Genomic DNA, 24,564 nt, shown 5'->3' with positions numbered 1-24,564 from the left:
GCCTCGAAGATTGGGTGTGCCGGCGCTGGAATACGTATAGCGGCCATGGATTATGGTGATCATCGCCGCCCTGCCCTTCTGCCAGCTGCCTGTTCGGCGTCGCGCCGGCCGGCGGCGCGGTCGCGCAGCTCGGTTCCCGTCAGGGCGAGGAACACGCTTTCGAGGCTGGGCTGTTCGAGGCGCATTTCGCTGAGCTGGCTGCCAAAGCTGGCAAGGAAATGATCGACAAAGCCTTCGTCCGTCACCGGCACGGCAAGGCGATTGCTGCCCAGGTCGCGCGTTTCGGGGAAGCGCTGGAGGATCGCTTGGCGCACGCCCTCGTCCCGGGGCACAACATGGAGCCAGCTGCGGCCATGAGCGAGCTTGAGTTCAGCGGGACTGCCCTGGTTCACGATGACGCCGTTGTTGATGATGCACACCTGATCTGCGGTCTCCACCTCCTCGATATAGTGGGTCGTGGTGAGTACCGTCAGTTCGCGCTCGCGGCGCAGTTGATCGAGATATTGCCAGATGCGCTCGCGCGTTTGGGCATCAAGGCCAACCGTGGGCTCATCGAGAAACAGGATGGCGGGATTGTGTAGCAGCGCCCGGGCGATCTCGAGGCGCCGGCGCATGCCGCCCGAAAAGCTGCGCACGATGGCATCGCGCCAATCCTCCAGCTCAACCAGGGCCAGCATCTCGCCGATGCGCTGCCGCCGGTCCCGCGCGGCCATGCCGTAAACCAGACCGTGGAAGTTCAGGTTCTCGTAGGCACTCAGGCGATCATCGAGGCTGGAGTCCTGAAACACGACCCCGATGCGCTTGCGCGCGGCCGTCGGGCTGCGCCTGACATCAATGCCATCCACCTCGGCGGTGCCGCTGTCGGCCTTCTGCAGCGTACACAAGATGCTGATCAGCGTGGTCTTGCCGGCCCCGTTTGGACCCAACAGGGCAAAGCTGGAACCGCGCGCGATGGTGAGGGAGACCTTGTCGAGGGCCAGTTTCCCGGCATAGCTATGCGACAAATTGTCAACGAAAACAGAGGGTACAGTCACTTCCGGCCCCCTCCCGAGGTGGGCAAATCTACGCGAACCGCCCCGCCCAAGCCCGTGGTAGCGCTAGGATTTCTGTGAAATCGGATCATGCGTGCTTTTGCGTCATAGAGGGGGCGAGAGCAAGCGCTGAAGAACCTGTTCACAGGTGCGGTCCGGTTGGCAAACCACATTTCATTTCCTATCTGAACCTCAGACGCCGGTGGCATTCACTTTCGATAAGTGACTGACATGCGGGAACACCACGGCGTACTTCCGGTTGTAGTAGTAGTTCCTTCAGGAGGCTAAAATTCGTATTCTCAAAACTCTCGGTCTTGCGGCCGTAGCGGTATCCGCTTTCGCACTCCCCGCTTTCGCTGCTGACCATCAGGTCCAGATGCTCAACAAGGGCGAGGACGGCACGATGGTGTTCGAGCCAGCGCTGACCGAAATTGCCGTTGGCGACACTGTCACCTTCGTGCCCACCGACAAGGGCCACAACGCCGAAACCATTGCCGGCATGCTGCCCGAAGGCGCTACCCCGTTTAAGGGCAAGCTCAACGAAGAAATCACCGTGACCTTCGACACTGAAGGTGTTTACGGCGTCAAGTGCGCTCCGCACTTCGGCATGGGCATGGTGGCCCTGGTTGTTGTCGGCGAGCCGACCAATCTGGAAGAAGCCAAGAGCGTCAAGGTTCCGCCCAAGGCACAGTCGCGTTTCGACGCCATGTATGCTGAGCTGGCCGAATAATCTGTTTGGCTACGCGGCCCTTCCGGGTCAGGTTGCCACTATCTGATAATAAAAGCCTGCCGCTCTTTCGGGAGCGGCAGGCTTTTTTGCAGGGGGCGGAAAGGACCTATTCGGGCTTTGCGTCCTCGGGCAGCATGTCCAGATGCATGTTCAAGGCGGGTAGGCTTGCTGCAGCATATTCCTTGATCGGGCCGGCTTCGCCAGCCTCTGCATAGGACGAGAACAGCGAGATCGCGTCCTGATGGGCCTGATACTGCATCTTGAGATAGTCCATGTCGAAATCGGTCGAGGCTTCAAGCGTGTCCATCATCTGCTGATGCACCGGATCAAGCACGGTTGGCACCGCAATCTCGATGCCGGTCGCGGCTACCGCATCCGTCAGGGCTTCGGAATTGGCGGTGTGCTCATCGATCATGTGCTGGGCGAATTCCTTGACGTCGTCGCGCTCGGCTTTTTCCAGCGCCAGCTTGCTGGACTCGATTTCAAAGGTGCCGGAAAAGCCAGCCTGTTCGATGAACTGGGGCGTTTCCACCGGCGTGCGCGCCGTTGTGCTGGCGGATGGGTTTGCGGCTGGGGCCGCGCCACCGGCGGCAGGAGCGGCGTCCTGGGCAAAAGCCGTGCCGGACATCAGAACAAGGGCAGCTAGGGCTAGAATTCGCATCGTCGTCTCCTCTGTGAGTGTCCTTCAGGAACGACTGGAGATTCCGTTTGTTCCGATGTGCGCGGTTAGGGAGAGCCAGAGGAAGCAACTCGGCGACCAGCCAACACTAAAAGCGTGCAAGATCACTCCCTGCAGGGGTGTTCGACCCGTCGCAATGGCGTTAGCTTGAGCTAACCTGTTCCGCCAGTTGAGATCCTTCAATGAACACCAGTGCCGTTTTCGCCCGTGTTGTTGCCGCCGTAGGCGCGGTTGCCGTTGCCGTCCGCCACTCGGGCGACGGCCCCCGCCCGCCGGTTTACGGCACTGCCCCCACCATTCCGGCGCCAAAGCCACAGGGCAGCATCCCAACCCTCAAGATGCCGACGGCGAAAGGCTGGGAACCGGGGCACACCCCGACAGCCGCAGCCGGGCTCAAGGTCAATGCCTTTGCGGCCAAGCTCGACCACCCGCGCAACATGCATGTGCTGCCCAATGGCGATGTGCTGGTGGCTGAGTCCATGGGCGAATCGGGGGAGCCGAAGTCGCTGTTCGACCATGCGATGTCGAGCACGATGAAGCGCGCCAAGGCTTCGGGCACGAGCCCGAACCGCATTACCCTCTTGCGCGATGCCGACGGGGACGGCGTGGCCGAGATCCGGCATGTGTTCATCGACAATGTGCGCCAGCCCTATGGCATGGTGCTGATCGGCGACACGCTTTATGTCGGTGCGAGCGACGCGGTGCTGGCCTATCCCTACGAGGCTGGTGCCACCCAGATCACGGCGGCACCCCGCAAGCTCATGAGCACCAAGCCGGGCGGGCACTGGACGCGCAATCTCATCGCGAGCGCCGATGGCTCCAAGCTTTATGTGGCCGTGGGCTCGCTCAGCAATATCGGTGACTCCGGCATGGAGGCCGAGATCGATCGCGCCTGCATCCACGAACTGGATTTGGCAACCGGCCAGTCGCGCATCTTTGCGGGTGGCTTGCGCAATCCAGTGGGTATGGCCTGGGAGCCGAGCAATGGCTCGCTCTGGACGGTAGTCAATGAGCGCGACGGCTTGGGCGATGAGACCCCGCCCGATTACCTGACCTCAGTGCGCGATGGCGGCTTTTATGGCTGGCCCTACAGCTATTGGGGTCAAACCGTAGATGACCGGGTGCCCCAGGACGCGACCAAGGTCGCGACGGCCCTCGCACCCGATTATGCGCTGGGCGGGCACACGGCGTCGCTCGGCCTTTGTTGGTTGCCGGAAGGTACCCTGCCCGGCTTCCCCGCGGGCATGGCCATCGGCCAGCATGGCTCGTGGAACCGCAGCACGCTCAGCGGCTACAAGCTCTGTTTCGTTGCGTTCGAGAATGGCAAGCCAGTTGGCCTGCCGCGCGACATTCTCACCGGCTTCCTGTCGGCCGACGAGAAGTTCTCCTTTGGTCGGCCGGTGGGCGTGGCCATTGCTGCCGACCAGTCGGTGCTGATGGCGGACGACGTGGGTGACGTGATCTGGCGCATCACCGGCGCCTGAACGTAAAACTGGAGTTCCGCAGGCGCGGAACTCCAGTTCTTTTGTGGTTTCGATGCCGGGCTTAGTTGGGCGCGAGGCCGAAATTGCCTTCGCTGCACTGCTCGATCGAGAGCTTTTCCAGATCGATCGTGCCGTCTGCAGTCCAAAGCTCGCTTGAGAGTTCCACGGCCGCGTCAGCGGCCGCTTCGCGGCCAGCTTCCTTGTTGGGCTCATCGGCTGCGGCTTCGGCCACGGGGGAAGTGGTTTCGCCCTTGCGCATCTCGTCGCACTTTGCCTGGACCCCGGCCACCTGATCGGCGGGAACGGCCTTGCCGGCGATCCGGTGCTCTTCCTGGGCAAAGGCCGCGCCTGGCAGTACCATTACGGCGGCGAGAGCGAGGGACAAAGCTGTTCTGGTGATCATCGCGTTTTCTCCATTGCGCGTGCAGTTTGCGTAAAGCGGCAGCAGGCAGCTTTGGTTGCGGTCACTCAGCACCCGCGGCGATCAAGACTGCGGTAGTTACGACTTCGCCTGCTGCGGACCCGACCCGGCTATTGCGCACTGGGATATCGCGATATCGTCAAGCACCTTGGCCTCGCTCGGCTGCTGAGCAGCGCCGCCATGTCTCTTCAGGCTGAGGTGTCGGCCACAGGCCTCGGGGGAAAGCAGGTTCAAGGCCCCCGCGCCGATCATGATGACGAGCCCAACTATGCCAATGCCATCCAGGTACTCGCCGTAGAACAGCGCCCCCAGCCCCAGGGCCCACAGCATCTGGGTATATTGCGCGGGCGCCACCTGGTTGGCTGGCGCCAGCCTGGTGGCCCCAATAAAGGTCAGGTGTCCGAGGCCGCCCATGGTGCCGATCAGGGCCAGCACCGCAAGCTGGGGCAAGGTTGGCAGGCTGCTGCCCCAGATGATCATGCCGATCCCGTTCAGGACCAGTGCGTAGAGCGTCACCGTGGCGAAGATGCTCAGCCGATGCTCGCGCGGCGCGAGGGAGCGGAGCACGACCGTATTGGTCGCCGTGAAAAAGGCACAGGCCAGCACCGCCAGGTGGCCAAGCTGCAATTCGCGGAACCCAGGACGCACAACGATCAGCACGCCGACAAAGCTAAGCACCAGCAAGAGCCAGCGATAGCGCGGAATGGCTTCCGCGAGGAGCATAGCTGACAGCAGCACCACGAAAATAGGCGCGAGGAAAGCCAGCGAATATACTTCGGCGAGCGGCACATGAGTGAAGGCATAGATCACGCAGCCAGAGCCAAGCACGCCGGAAAGGCCGCGAATATTGAGCAACAAGGGATTGTTGAACTGCAAGACGTCGCGCCAGCGCTCCTTGCGGGCTTTGCTCAGAAGCGCCGGTCCTACGGCAAACAACGAGGTGAAAAAGCCGATCTCGAACACGCTGAGCTCCCCGCCCAGGCTCTTGATCGAGGCATCGGAACAGGAGAACAGGCCGTAGGCCAGAAGAGCGAGAATGACACCGGGGGACATGGGGAACCAAGCGTTGAGCGACAGACCAACGGCATGCCGTCTCTGCGGTTTCCCAATGCTAATCAGGATTAGCAAGCATAGCGAGACACTATCGACAGCAAACGGCAAAAACAGCGCCCGGCCCCCAGGCATGACATTTGACGTGATTACTCGGGGCGGCCGGATGTAAGCTCGTGCCGGCAAACCCGGCAGCAAGCTCGCTCGGTCCGAAACGGAGGCCTCCCATGCCTTCCTCAAGCGGCGAAACCAGGAAGACCTGGCCGGCAATATGGAACGGCATCAAGTGCCGCTGCCCTCGATGCGGCGAGGGCTGGCTCTTCCACCATTATCTTGAGCAGGTTGATCAATGCGCCGTATGCGGCGAGCCGCTCGCCAATTACCGGGTAGGCCTGATCCTGCCCCTTCTCGTCATCACGGTGGTGGGCCATATCATCGGCTTTGTGATGCTGGAGATGGAGCTCAGCGGCGCGGGCAGCCCACTTGTCTACATCTATGTTCTCGTACCGCTCGCCATCATCATCCCCCTCGCCATCATGCCCTCAAGCAAGGGAGCAATCATCGGCCTACTCTGGGCCAATGGCTGGAGCGACGAACAGGATCGGTGATCGTGCCTGTGGAGAAGTGGGGCTGCCGGCGTCTGGCGCGCAGGGGAACGGCTAAGCTGTGACCGGCGCTTTTGCCCGCTCAACTGCTCGTTTTGGATTGTCTGGTAAGTGCCGTAACTCTCCCCTGGGGAGTTATGCTGGTGCCGGCAGCAGGGTTCGAACCCGCGACCCCCTGATTACAAATCAGGTGCTCTACCAACTGAGCTATACCGGCGCCGAGGGCCCTCTAGCATTGCGGGCGCCTGCGGGCAATGGGGGATTGCAGCGACCCACAGGAGCGGCGGTCCCGCGAGACTGCTGGCACGGGCCTGCTTCACATGTTAGGCAGACGCGTTTCCTTTGGAGTGCAGCTTTGGCCGCGTCAGCCCCGCCTCGAATTTGCTTTGTCACCAATGGCACTCCCGACGCGGAGGCCGCTGCGCAGCGGCTGCGGCAGCGCTACGGCGATTACCCGATAGACCAGACCGACTATGTCGTGGCGCTGGGTGGCGATGGCTTGATGCTGCAAACCCTGCATCAGGTGATGCGGCGCGACATCCCGGTTTACGGCATGAATTTCGGCTCGGTCGGGTTCATGATGAACGTCTTTTCCGAAGACGGGCTCGACGAGCGCCTGGCGGCCGTGCAGCAGACCCGGATCTATCCGCTGTCCATGCAGGTGCTCGATGTGGCGGGCAACACGCAAACAGCTCTGGCGCTCAACGAGGTGTCGCTGTTCCGCTCGTCCTATCAGGCCGCCAAGATCCAGATCATCGTGGACGGGGAGACCCGGCTCGAGGAGTTGATCTGCGATGGGGCGCTGCTGTCAACGCCCGCCGGTTCAACAGCTTACAATCTCTCCGCCCACGGCCCCATCCTGCCGATCGAGGCCCCACTGCTGGCTTTGACGCCGATCTCGCCGTTCCGGCCGCGCCGCTGGCGTGGTGCTATCCTGTCCAACAGGGCGGTGGTGAAATTCGTCACTCGGGAAGCGGCCAAGCGCCCCGTCAGCGCGGTTGCTGACAATGTCGAGTTTCAGAACGTGCTCGAAGTCACCGTGCACGAAGATCGCTCGCATGGGGTGACGCTGTTGTTCGACCCCGGCACCAGCCTTGAAGAGCGGGTGCTGAGCGAGCAGTTCCGCTTCTAGCGGTTCAGGCTGCAGGCAAAGCCATTGGCTCGACCACCGGGGCAGGCAGCGCGCGATCAAGGCTGGCTTCCTCGGCAAAGGCGGCCATGACCCCGCGGGCGGCCTGGCGTGCCAAGGCGATGTTCTGCTCGCTGAGGTATGCAAAAGCTTCTTCGAGCTCGGCTGGGATGACACCGGCATGCTCGGCGATCAACTCTTCGGTGAGCGCCGTAACCACATAATGGCGAGCGGCAGCATCATCGACAAGATCGGTAGCGCGGGCATGCAGCACAAGGCGGGCGAGGAGGTTGCCCACCCCCTGCCCCAGCCCACATCGCGACAACAGCGCATGCAGCGCAGGCCGGCTGCCGCGCTCAAGAATGGCGAGCACCTTGGCATGCGGTACGTCACTGAGTTCGGCGAGGCACGCGGCGAAAAACATCACGTGACCGGTGACCATGGCATGCAGCAAGACGCGGGCATTAATCCGCGAGGTCTCCACCAGAGCCGAAACATAGTTGGATGGCCCGGCAACGGCTTCACGTTCCCCGATCGAGGATACCGCAGTGTCCTCGCTGTTGCGGAGCAGGCGGTTGAGCCGCTCGGTGGCAAGCGATCCCTTGACCACGCGGCAATTGCGCAAGGCTGCGCTGATTTTTTGCACCAGCAGCAGGCGCGCATCGGCCGGCAGGTCGTCGCGGGCCAGCAGCGCCCCGCGGAACTGCGCTTCATCCCCATGCGTCGCGGCCAGGTTCGAGAGTAGCGGCGCCGGCAAATCAATCTCCGTTCGCCGCAGCAGTCGCAGCGTAATGGGCCGGTCGCCACAGGACACCAGCGCCGCCGCAAGGCGCGGGCTGATGCGGTCGCGCTCGCTGATCGCCAGCAGCAGGCCGGGCTCGGCGGATTGTACCAGGCCGAACAGGTCGGCATCGATCAGCACGGGAGAATATTGGAGCACGGCGCGTGCGATCACTGCGCTGTCGTGCAGCAGTGCCAGGATGATCGGACGGGGCGCGTCGGACGAGTGAAGCAGTCCATAGGCTAACGCTGCGCGTACCTTGACCGAGGGATCATCCAGAAAACCGATCAAGGCGGCATAAAGCGCGGCCTGTTCATCGGCGGGACCATGGTGGTTGAGATAAGCGATCGCCGACAAATGCGCGGCGCGACCTCGATCCTCGCTATCGGGGGACTGACACAGCGACACGAACTCCTGATAGCCAACCATGACTCACTCCGCACACACACGCGCAGAAAGTTCTAAGTCACGGAGACTTAAGGAAACGTTCACCATGATAGCGGTGCAATCAAGTGCCTGTCAGGAGGGCGAAAAGGTGGAGCGCCAGATGCGCCAAGCCGATCACGGCGAGCCAACTCGCCACCAGCAAGCCGACAAACACCCATCCTGGCGGGATGCTCAACTCGTGGCTGGGCGCGAACGGAACAGAGTGATGGCGCATGGCAGGCCTCCCGGCTGCTGTGTCAGCGTTTTGACAGGAACGTCATGACGCCAACCGGGTTCCGATTCTTGTCAGGGGGCGTAGAGCTGGGTGAAAAAGGCCGAGCCTGGCTCCGGGGCAATCTCGGGCGCAGGCGAGGTGCCTTGGTTGGTGAACAGGCCCGTGAACGACATATTGGCCGGGGAAAAGCGTGAGGGCACCACCTCCGGTGCCGGCACCGTGGATGGTGGCGCTACACCCGTCAACTGCTGGGCCGCGAAACTCGCATTGGCGCCGCCGGCTTCATGCTTGGACACCAGCACGCGATAAACGTCACGGATCGTGCGCGGTTGGCCATCGGCATAAAAGATCGCGCGATTGGCCGCGGCCTGGCGGGGAAACAGGTTCGCGGCGATCTGATCGGGGTTCTGCAAACCCGCGGTGAACATGCGCTCGGCGCCCTGGGCCCCGAGGAAATGGGCAATATAGAGCTCGCCCGCGCTGGGCATGCGGCCGAAACGGGATTGCAGGTAGTCGCCGTTGGTCTTGGTGAAGGCCGCGGCGAGATCGGCGGCGATCTGCGGGTCTTCCCGCAATTTCAGGATCTGTTGGCGAATCTGGGGGTCGGCGATGAAGTAGTCGCCCTCGCTGTTACGCTGGATGTTATTGGCATAATCGCCATAGCCAAGCCGGGGGCCCTGCTCCTTCATGACCTGCATCCAGGTGCTTTCGAGAAACTGGAACAGCCCGGTGGCCGAGGAGGTCTGCGCCTTCGCCTGCGGATTGAGGCTACTTTCACGAATGGCGGTTTGCAGCAGATAATCAAAATCGACGCCGTTGCGGTCGCCGGCGGCATTGAGCACATAAGCCAGGCTTTGTGGCACTGCGATTGGTTGAACGCCCATGCGCGGCACGGTTCCAGAAACTTGCCGCTGAACTAAGCGACGGATATGGTTAATGCCGCGTTAAGGCTCAAGCCTTGGTCGCCAGGGGAGCACCCTCGTCTCCGGTATTTCTTGAGGTCCACGCCGTGTGGAAGTTCGATTCAATGTCCTGCACCAGCACTTCCACGTCCTCGCCGTCGTTGTACTCGGCCTGGGCCGCAGCGATGGCGATCTCGATGGCTTCTTCCTTGCTGGTGAACGGCCCCTGGTCGGTGCCGCGATAGCTGACCTTCCATTGGCTTTCGCTGCGCGCAACGATGTAGTGATGCTCGGCCATGGCCATTCCTCCCTTTCCGCAACAACGCGGTGGGAGGTTCTATGTTGCAGAAGGCGTCCAGCGCGTCACCACATCGGCAAGCGCCGGGCGGGGGCGATCCTCGATCGTTGCGGTAGGGGTGCCGATATGAACGAAGCCGACAAAGCGTTCGCCTGGCCGTGCACCAAGTGCGGCAGCGGCGGTTTCATCATAGCTATACCAGCGGGTAACCCATTGGGCGGCAAAGCCCATGGCATAGGCCGCATGAACAAGGTTGAAGGCGACATTGGCCGCCGACAGCAACTGCTCGAATTCAGGAATCTTGGGGTGTGGCTTGGCGGTGGAGAGCACGCCCACGGTCAAGGGCGCCGGCAAGAACTGGCGGCGCTCCAAATCCATAGCCACGGGCTCGATCGCGGGGTTCTTGGCTGCAGCAATTTCGGCCAGTTTCTCGCCGGCGGCCAGGCGATCTTCGCCTTGGATCAGAATCAGCCGCCAGGGGGCCAGCTTGCCATGATCAGGCACGCGGGTGGCGATTGTCAGCATCTGCTCGAGTTGCTCGGCGGTGGGCCCGGGCTCCTTAAGGAAAGCCATGCCCACCGACCGGCGGGTCAGAAGATAATCAAGCATGGCCTGGTTGGCGGGCATGGAAATTCTCCGTTGTTGGGGCTGCCATAGCAAGTGCGCCGGGACCGGGCCAGTCCAGAACCACACAAAATGGTAGCTATGCCCATGCCACTGTTTTCAACCGGGATGGTCTGTGACACAGCTTCTCCCCAATCGCCGCCTAGCATCCGCGCCTGATATCAGCGCCGGGGGGGGGGCGACTGTCTGGCCTGGAGTTAACATGCGTTTGCGACCGATCCTTGCTGTTGGACTGACTCTGGTTTTCGGAGCCCAACTGCCATGGGGGTCACCGGGGCCATTGGCCCAGGAGGAAAGTGCGGAGTCGCCGCCCATGCCCCGCCCGCGGCCACAGCGTGAGGGCGGCAGTGGGCCAGCCGCGCCGGGCAGCACGCCCGCCACGGCCGCCATCAATGCGCTGACATCCGCACCCCAGCCCGTTTCGCTCACTGCCAAGATCACTCAGGACGGGGCAGTCGTTCCCAACGGCCTGGTTTGGCGCATCTTCGAACCCACGCCGGACGCCAGCGGGGAGCTTCCCCTTGTCGCCAAATCCGATGAGGGCACGGCCAAGCTGGAACTGGCGCCCGGAGATTACGTGGTCCACATCGCTTATGGCCGGGCTCAGATCAGCGACACGGTGACGGTTGTTGCCGGTCCCAACGAAAAAAGCTTTGTGCTCGATGCCGGTGCCTTGCGGCTCAATGCTGCAGTGACGGGGGACATCCCGATCCCACCCGACTTGCTGCGGTTCGACATCTTCCTCGAAGAAGCCACCGGCAGCGTGCCCATCGCGGAGGGCCTGACGCCCAACGACATTGTAACGCTCAATTCCGGCACCTACCACGTGGTGTCCCATTTCGGCACGATCAATGCCGAAGTGCGGGCCGATCTTCGGGTGGAGCCCGGCCAACTCACCGACGCAACGCTTTATCATCATGCCAGTCAGGTTGCCTTCAAGCTGGTGTCCGAGCCGGGCGGCGAAGCCATTGCTGACGTGGAATGGACGGTGAAAAACTCGGATGGCGCCACCCTCTTTACTGATCTGGGCGCCTTTCCCTCGACCGTCCTGTCCGCTGGCGACTACGTCGTGCTCGCAAAGATCGGCGACAAGGTGTTTGACCGCGCCTTCCAGGTGCAACCGGGATCAGCCCAAGACATCGAAGTGCTGACAGCGGTCACCAGCCGCCCAAGCTAGGGTGTTCGGGCGCGACTTGCCGGCACGGGGTTTGTCTGCCGGCCAGCCTATAGTATGCAGTGGGGGCCGAGTGGCGAGGAGATCCCCAATGTTGTTTTGTGACCGACCCCATCGCGGCCTCGCCGCTCTTGTCACCGCCTGCATGCTCACCGTCGCTCTGCCGGTTGGAGCCGCCTGGGCGCAAAAGATCAAGAACCCGGCGCCGGAGGTGTCCCAGCCAGCCCCAGCTCCGGCGGAGGTAACCACGACCCAGCAGGTCGAGATCGATACGATCGAGGCGGTGGACTCCAATCTTGATGAAGCCACGTTGCGCGAGATTTTCAGCGGCAATATCGCCGACAATGCCGAAGCGCTGGCGTCGCTGTCCGCCACCAGCATTACCATCCCGGCCATCAATGTCCGGATCGAAACCACAAGCGGCGACAACGACACCACGCAAAGCACAGTCGTATTTAATGATCTGGTGCTCACTGATGTCGTGAATGGCGTTGCCGCAACCGTGTCGCTGGGCGGCACAACTGTAGAGAGCGAAGACGAGGGCAGTGCACAGATGGGCGCCATGACGGCGGCCACGCTCGACATCAGCGCGGTGCTCGGTCTTTACGGACTGGTCCAGACCAATCCTTCAAATGAGCTGACGCCGCTTTACACCAATTTCAACTTTGAGGGCGGCTCGTTTAAAGCCCCCGAAGTCAGCTGCACCATGGGCCCGATCACCATGGCCGAAGTGAAGGGCCGGCCGCTCCGCCATTCCATGGCCGAAGTCATGGCCCTCTCCAGTGCGCTCGACGATCAGGATGAGGACGACGAGACCCCCTCGCCAGAACTGATGGGCGCGGCCTTGCGTATGTATGCCGACATCTTCACCGCCTTTGAAACCTCCCCGGCCCAGTTCGGCGGTTTTGATTGCAACGGCGTCGATGACGAAGACCGCCCGCTTACGGTCGGGGTCAAGAGCATGAGCATGGCCGGGCTGTCCCCCGGCATCTATCCCGAGATCACCATCGAGGGCATGACCATCGCGGTTGAAGGCGATGGCCACTTCGAAATGGGCCGCGCGGTCTTCAAGCAGATCGACCTCGCTGGCCCGATTGCCGCCATCGAAGCGGCGCCCGAGGCGATCGACCAAGCCTGGCTTGATGCCAATGCGCGGGAGCTCGTGCCCGCCTTTACCGGCTTCTCACTTGAACAGATCAGCGTCGATGTGCCTGATCCGGAAGACAGCTCCGTGCGCATCAAGGGCAGCCTGGGCGCGTTCGACCTGACGCTGGCCGAATACCGCAACGGCATTCCCACCGATTTCCTGATGTCGGCGACCAATCTAGCCTTCGCCTTGCCGGAAGACACGAGCGACCCGCAGTTGGCGCAACTGCGCGCGCTGGGTGTCACCGACATCGATGCCGGCTTCAAGATCGCCGCGGCCTGGAACGAAGCCACGAGCAGCATCGACATCAACGAGATCTCGGTGACCGGGGCGGATTTGGCGACTATCGTCATGACCGGCACGCTGACCAATGCTACGGCCGAACTGTTTGACCTTGATGCCGATACGGCGCTCGCTGCCGGCATGGAACTGGCCGTCGGCAAGCTCAATGTCGATGTGAGCGATCAGGGGCTCACCGACATCATCTTTGCCGCCGTTGCCGCTGAGCAGGGCACCCAACCAGAAGCGCTCCGGCCAATCTTTGCCGGGCTGGCCGAGGGCACGATCGTGGGGCTGCTCGCCGGCGCCGCTGATGCACAAAATGTCGGGCGCGCCATCAACACCTTTGTCAGCGGCCAAGCCAAGAACCTCAATATCGATGTGGTGGCCAAGGAGCCGGGCGGCGTCAGCGTCGTGGACTTCATGGCGGCCGAAGAGGATCCCAAGGTTCTGATCGACAAGGTGACAATCAAGGCCACCGCCCAATAAGGTCAGGCTCAATCCAGCGCCGCCGGCAAACCACAGCCGGCGGCGTTGCCTTACTCAGCGTCCGGCCGGCTCGTGCGCAATTGCTTGGTGGCGGAGCGGATCGACTTGCCTTCGAGCCGGCGCCGCTTGGAGGCCAGTGTCGGGCGAGTCGGCACCCGGGCCTTGGGCACATGCGCGCCCGCCACCAACAAGCCAATCAGCCGCTCGAGCGCATCGGCGCGGTTCATCGGCTGGTCACGGTGGCTGTTGGCGGTGATGACGATCACGCCGTTCTTGGTCAGGCGCTTGCCTGCCAGCGCCGCTACCCGCCGCTTCATGCCTTCGGGGATGGAGGGGGAGTTGGCCAGGTCAAAGCGCAGCTGCACCGCGCTTGAGACCTTGTTGACGTTCTGTCCGCCCGGCCCGGCGGCGCGCACGAAGGTTTCCTCGATCTCGCCGGGATCGATCGAGATGGAGCGGGTGATGGGGATCGGATCGGCCATGCCCGCTTCCTCGGCTTAGCGCTTCAGCCGACCGGCAAAGATGATTTCACCTTCATGCACCGTCAGGCCCTTGATCGTGGCCTTGAAGCGGTTGGGGTGCCCCTCGGCAGGAACAACCCAACCCTTCTTTTCCATGCCAGCAAACACCTTCTCGCCGATGTCCTTGAAGTCATCGGGGCCAAGAATGTTGTCTTCGCCCAGATGGGTCAGGGCCTTGAGCTCGCGGTTGGACGGACGTTGCGGCACGGTTCAGGCAGCCTTTTGCTGGAGATCGGGCGGGGTCGCTTCTGCCATCAGTGCCACGATGGCATCCATGGCCGGCATGACCTTTTGCCCTTCGGTGCCGAGTCGGCGCACGGAGACCGTACCCTCCTCGGCCTCGCGCTTGCCCACCACGAACATGAGCGGCACCTTGCCCACGGAGTGCTCGCGCACCTTGTAGTTGATCTTTTCGTTGCGGGTATCAAGTTCGGCCCGGACGCCCGCTTCGCGTAGCTGGCGCACCAGCTTTTCGGCGTAATCGTCCGCTTCCGAAACAATGGTGGCGACCACGACCTGGGTCGGAGCCAGCCACATCGGCATCTTGCCGGCATAGTTCTCGATCAGCATGCCGATGAAGCGCTCGAGCGAACCAAGGATCGCCCGGTGCAGCATCACCGCATATTGGCGCGAGCCGTCCTCGGCGATGTAGGTGGCACCCAGCCGCTCGGGCAGCACATAATCGAGCTGCAGCGTGCCGACCTGCCAGGAGCGGCCAATGGCGTCCTTGAGGTGGAACTCGAGCTTGGGTGCATAAAATGCCCCCTCGCCTTCCGCGATCTCGAAATCATAGCCGGTGGCGCGCAGCGCATCGCCCAGCGCCTTTTCCGCTGCATCCCAGCGCTCGATCGTGCCGCCGAACTTTTCGGGGCGCGTGGCGAGTTTGATCACCACATTGTCGAAGCCCATATGGGCGTACACGGAATACAGCAGATGCACGAAGTGCTCGGTTTCGCTCTGAATCTGGTCTTCGCGGCAGAAGATATGCGCGTCGTCCTGCGTCATCTGCCGAACGCGCATCAAGCCATGCAGCGCACCATGGGCCTCGTTGCGGTGACAGCAGCCGAATTCGGCCATGCGTAGCGGCAGATCGCGATAGCTCTTGATGCCCTGGTTGAAGATCTGCACGTGGGCCGGGCAGTTCATGGGCTTGAGTGCCATGAGGTCGCCCTTGCCCGACAGCACCGGACCTTCTTCCTCAGTGCCAGGCACTTCATCGGGCACCACGAACATGTTCTCGCGGTACTTGCCCCAGTGGCCCGACATTTCCCAAAACTTCGAGCTCATCAGCTGCGGGGTCTTCACCTCCACATAGCCCGAGGAATTAAGGCGCCGGCGGATATAGGCTTCCATCTGGTTGTAGAGCACATAGCCGCGCGGATGCCAGAACACCGAACCCTGCGCTTCGGGCTGGAAATGGTAGAGGTCCATTTCCTGACCGATCTTGCGGTGGTCGCGCTTTTCGGCCTCCTCCATCATGTGGAGATAGGCTTCCAGCTCATCCTTGGTGGCAAAGGCCGTGCCGTAAATGCGGCTGAGCACCGGGTTATTGCTGTCGCCTCGCCAATAAGCGCCGGCCACCTTGGTCAGCTTGAAGGCGTTGCCGACATCCTTGGTCGAGCGCATATGCGGGCCACGGCAAAGGTCGATCCATTGGCCCTGCTTGTACATCTTGAGCGTCTGGTCAGCGGGAATGGCATCCACCAGCTCGACCTTGAAGTTCTCGCCGCGCGCATTGAAGAACGCCTTGGCCTGGTCGCGCGTCCAGATTTCCTTCGTAAAGGCAGCACCGCGCTCGATGATTTCGGCCATCTTCTTTTCAATGGCGGGAAAGTCTTCCTCGCTGAACGGCTCGTCGCGCTTGAAGTCGTAGTAAAAGCCGTTCTCGATCACCGGACCGATCGTCACCTGCGTGTCGGGCCACAATTCCTGCACGGCTTCGGCCAGGACGTGGGCGGCGTCGTGCCGGATCAGCTCCAGCACATCCTTGGAGCCGCTGTCCCGCGTCACGAACTCGATGCGGCCATCCGCTTCAAGCGGATCGCTGAGATCGCTCAACACGCCGTTCCAGCGCATCGCCACCGTCTTTTTCGCGAGGCTCTTGGAGATACCCTCGACGATCTCGGTGCCGGTGGTGCCGCGCGCATAATCGCGAGCTGCACCATCGGGGAACGTCACCTTGATCGTCATTGTTTCTCTCCAGAAATGGGTTCATGCCGCGCTGTTCGCGGCAAGGCGGGCCTATCTAGCACGCTTTACGTTTATTGCCACCTGAGCACACCAAAAACTCGGTGCTGCCGCAGCTTCCAGGTCCTAGCGCCATCGGCCATAGCGCCAGGGTTGCCACCAGCGACCGCTGCTCGGCAGGGTTTCGGGCACCGGATCATAGCCGTGGGTGCCCCCGGGCCGGCACCGGCTCCAGCGCGCCAGCCCCATCCAGCCGCCGGGCCAGAAACCGAAACGCCAGATCGCCTCGCCGGTATATTCCGAGCAGCTCGGCAAATGCCGGCAGGTTCGCCCCACAAAGGCTGAGAGCGTGTAGCGATAGATCGTGATCAGCAACACCGCCACGAGCTTGAACGGGAGATCGATGGCGCGCCAGAACGCTTGGGCGGACGGCTTCATCGGGGCTCGGTCTTGCCTTCGATGGTGTCGAGCGCTTCCGCCACGGCGTCGAACACCAGAAGGGTCGAAGCGTGCCGCGCCTTGTAGTCACGCACGGGCAGCAGATAGCCCAGATCGCTCCACTTGCCGGCGGGACCCGTCCCTTCAGCCTGCAGCATCGCGTACATCTGCGCCCGCAACTCACGAAACGCACTGACATCTGTGCCCACGATTTCGCGCGCCACCACCGCCGCAGAGGTCTGCCCGAGGGCGCAGGCGGAGAGATGATGGCCATAGCCGGTGATCACCCCGTCCGTCACCTCGATATCCACTTCGATCAGCGAACCGCAGACGCGGCTGACCTTGCGCGCCGAAGCATGGGGCTGCGCGAGGCGCCCCGGCTGGACAGCATTGGCCGCCAGATCGAGAATACGCTCGGAATAGAGATCGCTAAGTTCCATCAACCACGAAATTCTGTTTCTTGTGAGAGCCCGCCACTCCCTCTATATAGGAGCGCGCATGCCTTGTAACAGGCGCGGTTTCATCTGAACCGGTCACTTTCCCGCTCAGCCCGCCTGCTTGCCGGCCGCTACCGGAGCCGCCATGGACGCTCTATCGAAAACCGCTGTTCCCGTTGCCCCCTTTCCGGCGCCAGTGCGCCGTCCCACCCAGGAGGAAGCGGAAGCGGCCGTGCGCACGCTGATCGCCTGGGCTGGAGATGACCCCAACCGCGAAGGCCTGCTGGAAACGCCTAGCCGCGTGGCCAAGGCCTATCGCGAGTTCTACTCCGGCTACGAACAGGACGCGGCAGAGATCCTCTCGACCACTTTCCGCGACATCAGCGGCTATGACGACATAGTCCTTCTGCGCGATATCCCGTTCCACTCCCATTGCGAGCACCACATGGTGCCCTTTGTCGGCAAGGCCCATATCGCCTATCTGCCCGTTGACGGGGTGGTTGGACTTTCCAAGCTGGCTCGCCTGGTTGATGTGTTCGCGCGCCGGCTGCAGACCCAGGAAGCGATGACGGCGCAGATCATCGACGCCGTCACAGCCAGCCTTACGCCCCGCGGAGCCGCCGTGATGCTCGAGGCCGAGCATATGTGCATGTCCATGCGCGGCGTGCGGGCCCATGATGTCACCACGGTCACTCATCGCTTCACCGGCGTGTTTGCCGAGGACCGGGTGGAGCGTGACCGGTTTTTTGCGATGGTAACGCGAAGCTGACCGGTTGGCAAAGCCGCCAGGTGCAGGATAAACCAGCCCCATGAACATTACCTTTGCCGATCCCGCGAGCCTGTCCCCTGCCGAACTGGAGGAAGGCACCGCCTTTGCTCCCCGGTTCGATGCCAATGGCCTCATCACCGTTGTCACCGTGGAAGCGGGCAGCAATGCCGTGCTGATGCTGGCCCATATGAACAAGGAAGCCCTGCGGCTAACGTTGGAAACCGGCATCGCCCATTACTGGTCGCGCTCGCGCAACGCGCTTTGGAAAAAGGGCGAAACCTCGGGCGAGCTGCAGCAGGTCACCGAGCTGCGACTCGATTGCGACCAGGACGCCATCGCCCTTACCGTTGAGCAGACCGGCCGCGGCGCTGCCTGCCATACCGGCCGCCAGAGCTGCTTTTACCGGCGCGTCGTGCTCAACGAAGGCGAGCTGATGCTTGAAGACGACGGCTCGCCGCGCCTCTTTAATCCCGACGAAGTCTACGGCTAAGGCCGCCGCTCAAACAAACCGACCATCAACAGACCCGCAAAAAAGCCACCCAGATGGGCCTGCCAGGCAATGCCCACATTGGTGCCGGTCAGCATGGGCAGGAGCGGCACCGCCGCATTGAGCACCACCCAGATCAGCACGAACATCCGGGCCCGCTTGTCGCGGAACAGCTCGGGCAGGCTCGCCAGCCGGCGCCCGAGAATCACCTGCTCGCCGGTTTCGGGGTCCACCCCCACCAGCACTGGCTGGAAAAAGAATCGCACTGCCGCGCCGGTGAGCCCCGCCACGCCACCCGAAGCCCCGATGAGGTAAGCCCCGTTCCACAGCGTGGTGGCGGCAAAGGCCGCCGCACCGGCGATCGAGGACACGCAAAAGATCAGCAGCATCGGCACGGCGCCATAGCGGCGCGCGACCGGGGTGCCGAAGATCGCGAGCCAGGCCACGTTGACCAGCAAATGGTCCCAGCTGCCATGCAGGAATGCATGGGTCAGCGGGGTCCAGAGCAGCGGCACACCGAGGCTGGGGTCATCAAAGGCGGCAACGATTCGCAGCGGCAGAAACCCACCCCAGAAGATCAGCTGATTCCACCCGTCGGGGTTAAGGATCAAGGTTGACGCCAGGTGAATGGCGACCAGCACGCCACAGAGCGCCGTCACCGAACCTGGCAGCAAGAAAACCGGTTCGCGCCCGGCAGCACCGGCCTCACCGGCTGGGGGGCCTTGTTCGGCCATGTGATCTCTCCGACTCTCAGGCGCACTGCCCGTTTGCGCTTCTTTATCCACAATCGGGTGGGCGCGTTAACCTTAAGCTTTGATTAATGGCGCAATTGTCGGGCCATTTTGCCATGGTTGAGATGCGGCGAAAGCGTTCCATGGGGGGAATGCGCGCCCATTCCGCAACTGGGTCGACCATGCAAAAAACGAGCACCAAAACGCTCTATGATTATTGGAACAAGCTGCGGGGTTCCCGCAGCGCTCCAGACCGCAAGGATATTGACCCGGCCCGCATTCGCGATGCCCTGGGCAACACCTTCATCCTTGAACTGGACGAGAACGACAAATTCTCGTTCCGCCTTGCTGGTTCCCATCTGTGCAACAGCTATTGCCGCGAACTCAAGGGCCGCTCCTTTTCCGCCCTCTGGCATGAACGCGATCAGGATGCGCTCGATACCCTCCTGCGTGCGGTGACCGAAGACCATGCGGTGGCGCTGGTAACCTTCAGCGGCACCACGGCAATCCACACCAAGGCCAGCTTTGAAACTATCCTGATGCCGTTGCGGCACAATGGCTCCACCCATACCCGCCTCTTGGGCGCGATGACGGCCGTCAATGAGCCCTATTGGCTGGGCGTGCAGCCGATCATCGAGCAGCGCATTTCCGGCCTGCGGTTGATCTGGCCCGATGATGTGGCGCTGGAGGAAACCGTCAGGGACGTATCAGTGCAGGTGGTGGGCGAGCGCAGCTATTCCGCCTCGGCGCCAATGCCCGCCACCGTTTATGGCCGCTCCGCCCGCCGCTACGCCCATCTGGCGGTGATCGACGGCGGTCGTGGTAAGTAAGGCCTTGCCGCAGAACCTGCAGAAACACGCCGATCTGCGCATCTTTGGCGCCCAAATTCTTACAACTGTTTAACCAAAGCTCGATAGGTTTGCGTGGATAACGCTCACCATCGGTCTGGCGCATGCTCAGCGACGCAATACCTTCTCCGCGCTTCATCGCCCCGGCCCGCACGCGTGCCGAGCCCATTCAATTCCAGCGCGTCAAGGTTTCCGTCCTTGGCCGCTATATGCTGGCGGACCGCCGCGAGTTCCCCTGCCAGATCCTTGAGATGTCGCCCGGCGACGCGGTGGTCGTCGCGCCCATCAGTGGCGTTGTGGGGGAAAAGGTCATTGCGTATGTGGACCTTGTTGGTCGCATCGAAGGCACCATTCTCGCCCAGATCGATGGTGGGTTCTGCATGAACATCGCCGCCTCGCCGCGCAAGCGCGACAAGATGGCGGCCCAGCTGACCTGGCTCGCCAACAAGGAACTGCTGAACCTGCCTGAAGATCGCCGCCACGAACGTGTGGTGCCCGATATCCGCCATTCCAGCGTCGTGCTGGATGATGGCCGACGCTACAACTGCAAGATCATCGACATCTCACTCTCGGGCGCCGCGGTGGAGCTGGATGTGCGCCCCGCCTTGGGCACGCCGATTACGCTGGGCCGCATGCGCGCTCGCGTCGTGCGCCATTTCCAGAACGGGGTTGCGGTGGAGTTCGCCTCTGCCCAGGAAATGCTGACGGTGGTACAACAAAACCTGCGGATGAACTGACGCCGAAACTTCGGTGCACCCCGGCGCGTTCGCTTACCCAGAAGCGGAGCGCGCGATGGCAGACGATCTGACACAAGACAGCAAACTGACCCGCACCAAGGCGAAATGGGCCGCCGAGGGTCGCTTCATCACGGGCCGCACCAGCCGCCCCGAGGATAGCCGCTTGCCTCCAGGCCAGCACCTGGTCAAGAACTGGCCGGTGCTTGATCTGGGGATCGAGCCTCCCATCAATCTGACCAACTGGAAGCTCGACGTCACCGGGCTCGTGGATCGGCTGACCACACTGGATTGGAACGGCTTCATGGCCCTGCCCCAGGTGAACCCAGTTTCAGACATCCATTGCGTCACCACCTGGTCGCGCTACGACAACCACTGGCAAGGCGTTTCCACTCAGGAGTTGGCGGCGCAGGTCGGGTTGCAGCCCGAAGCGCAGTTCGTTCACCTGTTCAGTAATGACGGCTACACCACCAACTTGCCCGTCGCCGATTTCCTGGTGGAAGATGCGGTTCTGGCCCATAGCTGGGAAGGCACCCCGCTGACCGCCGAGCATGGTGGCCCGATGCGCCTCGTCGTGCCCCATCTTTATTTCTGGAAAAGCGCCAAATGGTTGCGCCGGATCGAATTTGCGGCCACAGACCAGCCTGGCTTTTGGGAAACGCGCGGCTATCACAACCACGGCGACCCGTGGCGTGAACAACGCTATTCCTGACCAGCTCACTATGGCAACCGCCACCCGTTTCCCTTGATAGGTCACGATGACATGGATCAGCCCGACCGAGCCTCCAAGCGGAGCGGCTTTACACGCCTGCGCTCGACGCTGCGCGTCTTGTATCACGGTCAGTCGCCAGCGGCGGTTCGCTTTCAGTATCTTGTGCTGGTGGTGGACCTCGCGATCATCGGGTTTTTCATCGCCTCTCCCCTGATCCGGGATCAGGATGCCTTTCTGTGGCTGGATTATTCCATCGCCGCCTTGCTGGGGCTGGACATCATCGCCCGCGCGCTGGCCACCAACAACTTTACCCGCTGGCTGCGCCAATTGCCGGTGATTATCGACATCTTCATCCTGCTGACGCTCCTGGCGCCCACCTGGTTCTTCAATCTTGGCTTTTTGCGCATCATGCGCCTGTGGACCTTGACCCGCAGCACCGTCTTCTGGCGGCCGCTCCGCAAGCGGGGATTGGCCCAATATCAGGAAACCATCCAGGCGGTGATCAACCTGCTGGTGTTCCTGTTTGTGGTCACCGGCTTTGTTTACACCGTGTTTGCCGGCCGGGGCGGCGGGATCGCCGGCTATGTGGACGCGCTTTATTTCACCGTCACCACGATCACGACCACGGGCTTTGGCGATATCACCCTGCCCGGCACGACGGGAAAGCTCGTTTCCATCGTCATCATGTTCGTCGGTATCTCATTGTTCGTGCGCCTGGCGCAGGCGATCTTTCGCCCCAACAAGGTGCATTTCCCCTGTCCGCAATGCGGGCTGCAGCGGCACGATCCCGATGCGGTTCACTGCAAGGCTTGCGGGCATATTCTTAACATCCCCGACAGTGGCCACTTCTGACCTAGGCTGGCTGTTGTTCGGGTAGCTGGGCGGCAATGGTGACCCCTGCGGCTTCCAGCGCCAGCCGCACCGCCCGCCCCAGCTCCACCGCCCCGGGCGTGTCGCCATGCAGGCAGATCGAGCGCGCCGACGAGGTCAGCACTGTTCCATCAATGGCGACAATCTCGCCGGCCAGGGCCAGCCGCAGGCAACGCGTGATTACGGCGTCCGGCTCATGGATCACCGCTCCGGTCTCCGAGCGCGACACCAGCATCCCTGCAGGCGTATAGGCACGGTCCGCATAGGCTTCCCGAATCAGGGGCAAACCAAGCCCCTCGGCGGCCCGCACCTGTTGGCTGTTGTCGAGCGACAGCACTGCCAGTTGAGGATCCGTTGCTTTGATCGCCCCGAACACCTGCGTTGCAAGCTCAAGGTCTTCCGCGGTCTGGTTGGCCAGTGCGCCATGCAGTTTCACATAGGCCAGTTCAGCGCCCACATCCTCGGCAACGGAGCGGATCAGCTGCATCTGCGTGCTGATCTGTGCGAGCAGTTCCTCGGCAGAAATATCCATCCGGAAGCGGCCAAACCGCGCCGGATCAGCATAGCCGGGATGAGCCCCAGCCCTGATTCCCCGCGCCTTGCACAGCTCCAGGACATGGCGGATGGTGGCCGCATCCCCCGCATGGCCGCCACAGGCGATCGAAGCACTCGAGACGATCGCGAGCAGCGCATCATCACCGCCCATGCCTTCGCCAAGATCGGCATTGAGATCAATCGAGATCATGGCGTTTCTCCGCGCAGCAAACGGTGGGCATGTTCGACAGTGACTGGTTGGAATGCAATTGTGGTTCCGGGGCGCTGTTGCGCGAACCGATCCAGATCTGCCGAGATCACCGTCGCAATGCGGGGATAGCCGCCCGTGGGCTGATGATCGCGCATCAGCACGATCGGCGTGCCATCGCCCAGGATCTGGATATCGCCCGGAACAATCGCGTCAGACACCAGCGATAGCGCGCCCGCACCGGCAAAAACCCTCTCGGCATCGCGCAAGCGCACGCCCATTCGGTCCATTTGTGGGCTCACCTCGAAGCGTCCCGCAACAAAGGCCTGCCGTGTTTGGGGCGAGAACAGGTCGGCATGGATGCCCCAGACCACACGAAAGGCGCTGTCGGCGGGCACCGTCGTTGACCGCTGCAGTCTCGGTGCACCGCTGGCGCCCACTCCAAGCTCCAAGCGATCACCGGCCTGCAGCGGCCGCCCGGCCAATCCCCCCAATTGCGCGCGGCTGTTGGTAGCCAGGCTACCCAGCACGGCCGGCAGTTGCAGGTCCCCATCGAAGCGAAGATAGCCATAGTTCCCCGCACCACCGGGCGTGATCGCCACTCGATCGCCGACCCGCAGCAACACCGTTCCCGGCCAATTCACCGGTTCGCCGTTGTGGCGCACCGTAAAAGCACCGCCGGCAAAGCCGATGCGGCAGGAGCCGGCAGTTACGGCCAGTTCGAGCCCCGCCATGGTGAACTCGATGCCCCCAAGCGCTTGGACGCCCAACATGTCCGCTGCCAACGCAAACCCGGCCGTGTCCATTGGTCCCGACGCACTGATCCCGCTGGCCAGCAAGCCAGAGCGGCCCTCGTCCTGAATGGTCGTGAGCGGCCCCGCCCGGAGAATCGTAATGGTCGCACTCACGCTTGCACCTCGAACTGAACGGCGTCGCCAGCCGCAAGCCGCGTTGGCGCTGCGGCGGCGGGGTCGAAATTGCGAAACTCGGTCCGGCCAATCACGTGCCAGCCCGTCGGGATTTCCGTGGCGGCAATGGCGGTCTGCCCGGCCGCAAACAGCACACTACCGGCGGGCACGGCGCGCCGCACTGCCGTGCGCCGCGGCAGCACCAGTTCGGAGCCGTGAAAACCACAATACACAAAGCCCGGCGCGAAACCGGTCGCCAGCACCCGCAGTGGTGCCCGGTTATGGGCTTGCACAAAGGCGTCCGCCTCCATGCCGAGCAGCGCCGCCACCTCTGGCAGGTCGGGGCCAGCCGCGCCGCCGAAGCGCGCCTTGATCTTGTGCTGCTCCCCTGACTCCGCTGCATTGTCCAACCCGGCCAGCCGCAACCGCAGTTCACCGGCCAGCTGCCCCGGGTCGGTGAGCGCGGGATCATACCGCACCAGCACAGACACCAGATTGGGCGTGATTTCGACTACCCCTGGCACAGGCTGCGACCCAAGCAGGTGCGCCAGCGCTACCGCAGCATTGTTGGCGCTTTCGCTTAAGCTCGTGGCAAAGCGCACCAGCACTGCCGCGTCACCGAGCGGCAAGATGGTGGGCTTGACCCGTGGCAGGCCTGCGTCAGACATGGCGCACAAAGTCCCTGATTGGCGATGG

30 protein-coding genes and 1 tRNA gene are annotated in these 24,564 nt (G+C 62.6%); 12 read left to right on the top strand and 19 right to left on the bottom strand.

Annotated elements, in window-relative coordinates:
* Positions 1-59: 59 nt before the first annotated feature.
* Positions 60-1,034 carry an ABC transporter ATP-binding protein gene (locus HRU92_RS04100; protein ID WP_172123109.1) on the bottom strand — a complete coding sequence of 325 codons (975 nt, stop codon included), beginning with the start codon at positions 1,032-1,034 and terminating at the stop codon, positions 60-62.
* A gap of 292 nt (positions 1,035-1,326) precedes the next feature.
* On the opposite strand from HRU92_RS04100, the gene HRU92_RS04095 reads away from it, so the two are divergent.
* A complete protein-coding gene (locus HRU92_RS04095; RefSeq protein WP_248305326.1) occupies positions 1,327-1,761 on the top strand; it encodes a pseudoazurin in 435 nt (144 codons plus the stop codon).
* 106 nt (positions 1,762-1,867) lie between these two features.
* Here the strand turns inward: HRU92_RS04095 and HRU92_RS04090 are convergent, their stop codons facing one another.
* Positions 1,868-2,422 (bottom strand): DUF4142 domain-containing protein, encoded by a 555-nt coding sequence (locus tag HRU92_RS04090; protein WP_172123108.1) that lies wholly within the window; start codon positions 2,420-2,422, stop codon positions 1,868-1,870.
* 200 nt (positions 2,423-2,622) lie between these two features.
* Between HRU92_RS04090 and HRU92_RS04085 the strand changes: the two genes are divergently transcribed.
* On the top strand, positions 2,623-3,924 hold the full coding sequence (locus HRU92_RS04085; RefSeq protein ID WP_172123107.1) for a sorbosone dehydrogenase family protein: 1,302 nt from the start codon (positions 2,623-2,625) through the stop codon (positions 3,922-3,924).
* Between the two features lie 61 nt (positions 3,925-3,985).
* On the opposite strand, the gene HRU92_RS04080 is transcribed toward HRU92_RS04085, so the two are convergent.
* Both HRU92_RS04080 and HRU92_RS04075 read right to left on the bottom strand, forming a co-directional pair.
* Positions 3,986-4,327, bottom strand: coding sequence for a hypothetical protein (locus tag HRU92_RS04080; RefSeq protein ID WP_172123106.1), 342 nt, complete (start codon positions 4,325-4,327; stop codon positions 3,986-3,988).
* 96 nt (positions 4,328-4,423) lie between these two features.
* Positions 4,424-5,398: a DMT family transporter gene (locus tag HRU92_RS04075; RefSeq protein ID WP_173087609.1), complete on the bottom strand. Its 975-nt coding sequence runs from the start codon at positions 5,396-5,398 to the stop codon at positions 4,424-4,426.
* Between the two features lie 224 nt (positions 5,399-5,622).
* On the opposite strand from HRU92_RS04075, the gene HRU92_RS04070 reads away from it, so the two are divergent.
* Entirely contained in the window at positions 5,623-6,003 is a 381-nt protein-coding gene (locus HRU92_RS04070; protein ID WP_172123104.1) for a DUF983 domain-containing protein, read from the top strand.
* Between the two features lie 138 nt (positions 6,004-6,141).
* Here the strand turns inward: HRU92_RS04070 and HRU92_RS04065 are convergent.
* Positions 6,142-6,217, bottom strand: a tRNA-Thr gene (locus tag HRU92_RS04065).
* Between the two features lie 138 nt (positions 6,218-6,355).
* Here HRU92_RS04065 and HRU92_RS04060 point away from each other — a divergent pair.
* The gene (locus tag HRU92_RS04060; RefSeq protein ID WP_172123103.1) at positions 6,356-7,132 is read left to right on the top strand and encodes an NAD kinase; all 777 of its coding nucleotides are present in this window, start codon (positions 6,356-6,358) and stop codon (positions 7,130-7,132) included.
* Positions 7,133-7,136: 4 nt separating this feature from the next.
* Here the strand turns inward: HRU92_RS04060 and HRU92_RS04055 are convergent, their stop codons facing one another.
* The 5 genes from HRU92_RS04055 to HRU92_RS04035 all read right to left on the bottom strand — a co-directional run bounded on the left by HRU92_RS04055 (position 7,137) and on the right by HRU92_RS04035 (position 10,398).
* Positions 7,137-8,339, bottom strand: coding sequence for a DUF2336 domain-containing protein (locus HRU92_RS04055; RefSeq protein ID WP_172123102.1), 1,203 nt, complete (start codon positions 8,337-8,339; stop codon positions 7,137-7,139).
* A 79-nt stretch (positions 8,340-8,418) separates the two neighbouring features.
* On the bottom strand, positions 8,419-8,571 hold the full coding sequence (locus tag HRU92_RS04050) for a hypothetical protein (RefSeq protein WP_172123101.1): 153 nt from the start codon (positions 8,569-8,571) through the stop codon (positions 8,419-8,421).
* 71 nt (positions 8,572-8,642) lie between these two features.
* Complete coding sequence (locus HRU92_RS04045) at positions 8,643-9,455, bottom strand: transglycosylase SLT domain-containing protein (RefSeq protein ID WP_172123100.1); 813 nt, start codon at positions 9,453-9,455, stop codon at positions 8,643-8,645.
* Between the two features lie 67 nt (positions 9,456-9,522).
* The gene (locus HRU92_RS04040) at positions 9,523-9,771 is read right to left on the bottom strand and encodes a DUF2188 domain-containing protein (RefSeq protein ID WP_164854786.1); all 249 of its coding nucleotides are present in this window, start codon (positions 9,769-9,771) and stop codon (positions 9,523-9,525) included.
* Between the two features lie 39 nt (positions 9,772-9,810).
* The gene (locus tag HRU92_RS04035) at positions 9,811-10,398 is read right to left on the bottom strand and encodes a nitroreductase (protein ID WP_172123099.1); all 588 of its coding nucleotides are present in this window, start codon (positions 10,396-10,398) and stop codon (positions 9,811-9,813) included.
* Positions 10,399-10,708: 310 nt separating this feature from the next.
* Between HRU92_RS04035 and HRU92_RS04030 the strand changes: the two genes are divergently transcribed.
* Positions 10,709-11,572 carry a hypothetical protein gene (locus HRU92_RS04030; RefSeq protein ID WP_127752827.1) on the top strand — a complete coding sequence of 288 codons (864 nt, stop codon included), beginning with the start codon at positions 10,709-10,711 and terminating at the stop codon, positions 11,570-11,572.
* 88 nt (positions 11,573-11,660) lie between these two features.
* Positions 11,661-13,484, top strand: coding sequence for a hypothetical protein (locus HRU92_RS04025; RefSeq protein WP_172123098.1), 1,824 nt, complete (start codon positions 11,661-11,663; stop codon positions 13,482-13,484).
* A gap of 50 nt (positions 13,485-13,534) precedes the next feature.
* On the opposite strand, the gene arfB is transcribed toward HRU92_RS04025, so the two are convergent.
* The 5 genes from arfB to HRU92_RS04000 form a co-directional block, all read right to left on the bottom strand.
* Entirely contained in the window at positions 13,535-13,966 is a 432-nt protein-coding gene (arfB, locus tag HRU92_RS04020) for an alternative ribosome rescue aminoacyl-tRNA hydrolase ArfB (RefSeq protein ID WP_172123097.1), read from the bottom strand.
* Positions 13,967-13,981: 15 nt separating this feature from the next.
* Entirely contained in the window at positions 13,982-14,212 is a 231-nt protein-coding gene (locus tag HRU92_RS04015) for a hypothetical protein (protein ID WP_127752824.1), read from the bottom strand.
* A 3-nt stretch (positions 14,213-14,215) separates the two neighbouring features.
* Positions 14,216-16,195, bottom strand: coding sequence for a threonine--tRNA ligase (gene thrS, locus HRU92_RS04010; RefSeq protein WP_172123096.1), 1,980 nt, complete (start codon positions 16,193-16,195; stop codon positions 14,216-14,218).
* 123 nt (positions 16,196-16,318) lie between these two features.
* A complete protein-coding gene (gene yidD, locus HRU92_RS04005; protein ID WP_172123095.1) occupies positions 16,319-16,630 on the bottom strand; it encodes a membrane protein insertion efficiency factor YidD in 312 nt (103 codons plus the stop codon).
* Entirely contained in the window at positions 16,627-17,070 is a 444-nt protein-coding gene (locus tag HRU92_RS04000; protein WP_172123094.1) for an iron-sulfur cluster assembly scaffold protein, read from the bottom strand. Before HRU92_RS04000 ends, yidD begins: the two co-directional genes overlap by 4 nt.
* 142 nt (positions 17,071-17,212) lie before the next feature.
* Here HRU92_RS04000 and folE point away from each other — a divergent pair, with 142 nt between their 5' ends.
* The gene (gene folE, locus HRU92_RS03995) at positions 17,213-17,836 is read left to right on the top strand and encodes a GTP cyclohydrolase I FolE (RefSeq protein ID WP_173087607.1); all 624 of its coding nucleotides are present in this window, start codon (positions 17,213-17,215) and stop codon (positions 17,834-17,836) included.
* A 40-nt stretch (positions 17,837-17,876) separates the two neighbouring features.
* A complete protein-coding gene (hisI, locus tag HRU92_RS03990) occupies positions 17,877-18,326 on the top strand; it encodes a phosphoribosyl-AMP cyclohydrolase (protein ID WP_172123092.1) in 450 nt (149 codons plus the stop codon).
* Here hisI and HRU92_RS03985 read toward each other — a convergent pair.
* Positions 18,323-19,057 (bottom strand): rhomboid family intramembrane serine protease, encoded by a 735-nt coding sequence (locus HRU92_RS03985; protein WP_172123091.1) that lies wholly within the window; start codon positions 19,055-19,057, stop codon positions 18,323-18,325. The genes hisI and HRU92_RS03985 overlap by 4 nt on opposite strands.
* Positions 19,058-19,236: 179 nt before the next feature.
* On the opposite strand from HRU92_RS03985, the gene HRU92_RS03980 reads away from it, so the two are divergent.
* From HRU92_RS03980 to HRU92_RS03965, 4 genes are all read left to right on the top strand, one after another.
* Positions 19,237-19,884, top strand: coding sequence for a PAS domain-containing protein (locus HRU92_RS03980; protein ID WP_164854785.1), 648 nt, complete (start codon positions 19,237-19,239; stop codon positions 19,882-19,884).
* Between the two features lie 122 nt (positions 19,885-20,006).
* The gene (locus HRU92_RS03975) at positions 20,007-20,639 is read left to right on the top strand and encodes a PilZ domain-containing protein (protein ID WP_127752816.1); all 633 of its coding nucleotides are present in this window, start codon (positions 20,007-20,009) and stop codon (positions 20,637-20,639) included.
* A gap of 55 nt (positions 20,640-20,694) precedes the next feature.
* Positions 20,695-21,348 carry a sulfite oxidase-like oxidoreductase gene (locus HRU92_RS03970; RefSeq protein ID WP_127752815.1) on the top strand — a complete coding sequence of 218 codons (654 nt, stop codon included), beginning with the start codon at positions 20,695-20,697 and terminating at the stop codon, positions 21,346-21,348.
* 51 nt (positions 21,349-21,399) lie between these two features.
* Complete coding sequence (locus tag HRU92_RS03965; RefSeq protein WP_127752814.1) at positions 21,400-22,200, top strand: ion channel; 801 nt, start codon at positions 21,400-21,402, stop codon at positions 22,198-22,200.
* A gap of 1 nt (position 22,201) precedes the next feature.
* Here HRU92_RS03965 and HRU92_RS03960 read toward each other — a convergent pair whose 3' ends face one another.
* Genes HRU92_RS03960 through HRU92_RS03950 form a run of 3 tightly spaced genes read right to left on the bottom strand, consistent with a single transcriptional unit; the run spans position 22,202 to position 24,536 of the window.
* Positions 22,202-22,963: a 5-oxoprolinase subunit PxpA gene (locus HRU92_RS03960; RefSeq protein ID WP_172123090.1), complete on the bottom strand. Its 762-nt coding sequence runs from the start codon at positions 22,961-22,963 to the stop codon at positions 22,202-22,204.
* Positions 22,960-23,868 carry a biotin-dependent carboxyltransferase family protein gene (locus HRU92_RS03955; RefSeq protein WP_172123089.1) on the bottom strand — a complete coding sequence of 303 codons (909 nt, stop codon included), beginning with the start codon at positions 23,866-23,868 and terminating at the stop codon, positions 22,960-22,962. Before HRU92_RS03955 ends, HRU92_RS03960 begins: the two co-directional genes overlap by 4 nt.
* Complete coding sequence (locus HRU92_RS03950) at positions 23,865-24,536, bottom strand: allophanate hydrolase subunit 1 (protein WP_172123088.1); 672 nt, start codon at positions 24,534-24,536, stop codon at positions 23,865-23,867. Before HRU92_RS03950 ends, HRU92_RS03955 begins: the two co-directional genes overlap by 4 nt.
* Between the last annotated feature and the right edge of the window lie 28 nt (positions 24,537-24,564).

This window comes from Devosia sp. 1635 (assembly GCF_013185955.1).
Taxonomy (GTDB): Bacteria; Pseudomonadota; Alphaproteobacteria; order Rhizobiales; family Devosiaceae; genus Devosia.
This window is presented reverse-complemented; position numbering and strand designations above follow the sequence as displayed.